A 5,332-nucleotide genomic window follows, 5' to 3' on the forward strand; every position below is an offset into this window, starting at 1 on the left:
AAAGGAACGGAATTCCAGTGATGTCGCCGGGGTATCAGCCTGCAAGGTCATCGTGTTTGTAATCCAGCCCGCGCCGCCGGCAATTATGATGTTCGTCGCCACAACGCCGTTGGTAAGTACGGAGACAACGGGCGGGGTCGGAGGGTCAAGGATATTGTCCCGGCCCGGATCGCGCGAGACCATGAAGCTGAGCAAGTACTGACCGTTGGCAGTCGTGCTAAAATTGGTGATGACACCTCCGGGTATCCAGTTGGTGATAATGCCGTTGGTGTCGGTCGAACTCCACCCGCCGTTCAATACCAAAAACTTCTTACCGGGAACGTGGGGAGGAAATCCATTCGGATAGTTTGTCAGTCCGAGCGGATTCGGGATGCCGAATACTGTCACCTGTCCCGTGCTGACCTGCCAGCCGGAAACAAAATCTCCCGCCAGATAGGTGCCGTTCGTCGCATTTTCAAAGCCGTCGTCCACCACCAGACTGTTGGTGAGTGATGTCACGACCGTGCTGTTGGTGAATGGGGCCAACGCAAACTTGATCGGCACATCGGTCAAATTCGTATTTTCTGTGAAGACTGCGTAAAACGGCACGGTTGAAACCCGCGTTTCGACCAGCGAGAACTGATCGAACAACATTCCATATCCGACAGGCGCCAGCTCCAAGGGCGTTCCGTTCCGGACCGCGGTGAAACGGATTGATCTCGTGCGCCACGACGTCTCGCCCGCCACCCTGTCCACCGCACTTCCATCGAGAAGAACATCCGCCTGTGAAGAGCAGTACACGGGCGGAACAAGATCGGCGCATTTGCCCGCGTTGCCGGAGAGCAGGATGTCCTGAATGTCGTTTACCGTCAACGCCCGGTCATATATCGAGATTTCATCCAGGATCCCTTTCCATGCCGAATTCGCGCGGCCACTCCACGCGCCGATCTGCAGCGGGGCCGTGTTGACTCCGACGGCACTGTTAGCCGTGCAAGTGGCCGAACCGACCAGCACCCCGTTGATGTAAACTGACCTGGTTGTGCCACTCTTCACCACTGCGACATGCTGCCATACACCGGGTGTCAACTGGAACGGCGCCGTCGTCCAACATTCATTGCCCGGCGTACTACCCGCGTTCTTCCAGCCGGCAAAATAGAGATTGGAATTGGTCGCCGCGTCCATTTCGATGCCAAAACCGTCGGTCCCCAAGGAATCTTCCTTGTGCAGAATGTTGGCGTACGGGTTCTGCGCGGCGTCCGGATTCACCCAGAACTCGATGGTGAAATCGCCCGTCAAGTGCGCCCTCGGCCAATCGGGAACGGTAATCAAACTGGTCACGCCATCGAAACTGAACGCTTCATCAACCTCCCCCGGGACATAGGTGATGCCACTCGTCTGCCCCGAATTCCCCACACGGGCCGTCGCAGTCTCCGCGAGGGCGGGCCACCAACCCACGATGTTCGCGGGAAACGGGCCGGGATTGAGCCGGTAGGCAAAATTCAACTGATAAGACCGGCCCGCGGTTGTCGGCAACGTACGAGAAATGCGCCCCGACCGCAGCGCGAGCGAATTGGTGCCCGAGAACGCAATCGATCCGTCGTTGCGGATGCCCACAAGGTTATCAGTGACCTTCCATCCGTCCACAACGTCTCCGACGAAATAATTCGTGGCAGCCGCACCTTCGAAGGTGTTGGTAAACAACGTCACCTGGTTGGTTGCCAGCCCTTCGCTGATGCCGTAGCCGAGGGTGTTGGTCCGGCCACGGTTTTCGGTGAGCAACACCCGCGTTCCTTGCGGACTCACCAGGTGCAGCACCAGATCCGAAGCCCGCGGGTCGTCAATGCGCACGCCCACGCGCACGTCGGCGACTTCACGCGCTATCGGCACAAAAATGCTCGACCGCGTCACCGCGTCGTCAAGCATCAACGAAGGAGTGTCCGTGGACAGAAAATCTCCAATGGCTTGCGGTGCCAGAGCAAAATCCAGGTCTGCCCTGATGCGGAACGTGACGGTGGCCGCGCCGGGGTTGAAGACGCCGATGAAATAGCGGCCCGCGTTCAACGGAGGCACGTCTCCCAACCCGATTGACAGGGATCCGCCCGGCGGATCGATCAGCGCCGACTTGTCAAAATCAGTCGTGGATGGTGGGCCTCCGCGTTTGAGATATAAATTCAACGGCCCGGTGACTTGAGACAGGGTGATTGTCAGTTTGCTCCCGTCCACCGGCACATCCACGAAGTAATAGACCCATTGATTGCCGAGGACCGATCCAGCCACGCCGTTGGTCCCAAAAAGATCCTGGTTCGGCTCGACCCTCAGCGTCAGGCCGTCCACCCTGCCCGTTCGGCCGCGGGCGTCATCGGTCATCGTGAGCAACCACACTCCGGTGCTTCGTTCGCCGACAAAACTGTTCAAACTGCCCGGTCCTTCGGTACGGCGGCTCAAAAGAAACTGGCCGCTGCCGCTGTCATCGTAAACAAGGTGGAAAAAGGTGTTGGTCGTTCCGTCATAGCGGTTGTGGTTGTTGAGCACGGCGAATTGATCCTCGTGACTCAGGTTGCCGAGCAGATCGCCGACGGATTGATGGGTGATGTCATTCGTCACGATGACCCGTGCGATGGTTTCCGGTCGAATGCCGATCGCGAACATCAGCGCCGCGCCGGGCTGGTCGGGCGCCCCGTCCGGTATTTCAACCGTGGGCGGCATGCCGCGCAAAATACGGCTGCCGTTGTCTCCCGCAGCGTCAAACGGCGTGTCCGTGGAAAGACTGACGATGCCAAACTCCGCGCCCTGCTGGTCCTCGGATTTCACTCCTATGTAATAAATCTGGTCCAGACCCACGACCGCGTTGGTGAAGACCACGACCTCCGTTCCGCCCCGGTTCAGCGATTTAAAGGAATTCGTAATGGCCGCCCCGTCCAAGTTCGTCAAAGCCGGATCCATCGAAACGTATAGATCAATGTCCGCATCAAGGTTGCGCGGCCGCGACAGGTCCGGCGGCAGGAAGGTGATGAAGGCCACGTTGCTGCCGTTGGTGAGACCTGTCGTGTTGTTCGTGAAAAACGCGTTTGTGAACACATAGAACCGCCACTGGTTCGTGTCCCCGTTCACAGATGGAGACAGTTGAAAATTCGCGCCCACGCGCTGCTTCAACAACGGCATCCCGTTCGTCAACCCGATGACTTCCGTGCGCTCAACCGGGTTGGCGGCCGCGCTGGTCAGCGACATGAAGGCGTCCGACAGTTCCCCGTTGCCCGATGACATGACCAGCGCAAAATCCTGGACGATGCCATTCGTGTTGGCCGTAACGGCGTTGACGCTCACCCGCCGGCCCACCACCGTGATTGAATAATTCGTGCCCAGCGGCGGCTGGAGAAAAACGTTCTCGACGTTGTTGACGAAATCAAAAGGGGCGGCGTTCGTCCCGCCCAAATCGCTCGGCTGGGTGAAATCGAATCCGACCGGCATGTTGTTGCCGAGGAAAACCTCTCCTGTATCGAGATTGGTGACAATCAGGTCCAGGTCGTTCACCAGCTTCACTCCGGCGCCCGGGTTTCCGGGCGGATCAGTCCAGACCAGCGTCACGCGCAGAGGGTCCACCTGGCCATCCGCGGAAACTCCCAGATTCCACGTCCGGCGCTGACCGGTCGCCACGACGTTCGTCGGACTCTGGTCGAAAAACCGCACCGGCCAGCTCGTTTCGTCGGTCGTATTGGTCAACGCCGTGGGCAGACTGTTGGTAATATTGACAAGCCCCCACCCCTGCAGGTTGATCACGCTGGACGGGCTCAAATCATAGTCCGGGTTCACCGACCGCGCGCCGTTGATCAGGAGCGCCTTCATCAGCGCCGGGCTGAAACTGCGCTTCAGCTTCTGTTCGAAAAACTCCTGCATCAACGCCAGTATGCCGGAGACACTCGGCGCCGCCATGCTTGTGCCTGTTTCGTAGCGATAATACGGCCCCAGGGAAGGGATCAGCGGGTCAATGGTGCTCGCGTCCATGTTCAACGAAAGGGTCGAGACGACGAACGTGCCCGGCGCCACCACGTCCGGTTTGAACCGTCCGAAGTCGCCTTCGGTTCCGATGCCGACGTTCCCGCGGCTGGAGAACGCGGCCACCTGGTTGTCACTGTCCGTGTAACCCAGGAACGGCGCATTGGTCTCGCCGTTTATGACCGTCTCGTTCGTGATGTTCCGAAAACTTTCTATCGCGCCGACGGTGATGACGTTCTTTGCCGTCGCCGGCGCGGAAATGCTGTCCGGCTCGCCCACCGTCCCGTTTGTGCTGCCGAAACCGCTGTTGCCCGCGGCGAAGACATAAACAATGGGCTGCGATCCTGTTATTTCCGGCATCGCGTCCCGCACCGCCGCGTCGAAGCTCGCCGAGGCGGAGTTGTACTCGAACGCGCCGTTGTAGGACCAACTGTTGTTCGACACGAATGCGTTGGTGTGGCCCAGGCCGACGAAGTTATTGGAAGCCGCCGTCTCCTGGAGGTAACTATCGGAGATGATCGGTCCCACCTGCAAGTCAATTGGCAGCACAAAAAGATTTGCCGCCGGCGCCTTGCCGCGAAAGTTCGCATTGGTCACGGATCCCGACGGCGGATTTCCGAGCGTGTCAAATACCGTCGCCGAAAGTCCGCCGCTGCTGATGATGGTTCCAGCCACGTGCGTGCCGTGGCCGTCCGTGTCAAGCTGTGTGACAGACAAGTTGGTGTCCGTGCTGGAAAAGAAAACCCGGCCGGCCAGATCCGGATGCGACTGATCCACGCCGGTATCGTTGATATTGACCGTCACATTGGTGCCGGTCAGGCCGAGATAATTCAGCGGTGTGACCGCGTCCTCCGACACCCCGGTTCGCACCCGCGACAAATCATTGAGCAGCGTCCGACGGTTGGCCGGCTCGATTCGTTCCACACCCTGCAATTGAGCCAGCGTCACGAGGCTGTCTGGATGCGGATTGATGGTCACCATCTGCCCGAAGGGTGTGCGCTCCTCTGCGATCACCTCCGCTCCCAGGTCGCGCAGCGCGGGCAACGCGGCGTCTTTTGCACCCGGAAAGAAGGTTACGTTCAACGAACGGTCCAGCGGCAATGACTGATTTTGCATCGCCAGCGCCAGCAACGGCTGCGCGAGCTTGTAATAAGGCTCATACGACATTACCGCGCGGATGCCCGGCAGGGCGGCAAGCTGCCGCGCCCCGTCCGCCGATACCCGTACCAAACCCGCGTTGTTTGGGATGTAGGATACAAACTCGGCGCCCGCATTGCGCAACGACGTGTAAAAAGCGCCGTCGAGCGGACCGCGCGATTGAACGACGTAGCTGCCCGGATCACCCTTTGCCCGCAATTGT

1 protein-coding gene is annotated in these 5,332 nt (G+C 59.4%); it reads right to left on the reverse strand.

Features of this window, described 5'->3' with window-relative positions; genetic code table 11:
- Positions 1 to 5,332: S8 family serine peptidase (locus VN887_04080; GenBank protein ID HXT39183.1), on the reverse strand; the 5,332-nt coding region annotated here is incomplete at both ends.

The sequence above is a fragment of the Candidatus Angelobacter sp. genome, assembly GCA_035607015.1.
Taxonomy (GTDB): Bacteria; Verrucomicrobiota; Verrucomicrobiia; order Limisphaerales; family AV2; genus AV2.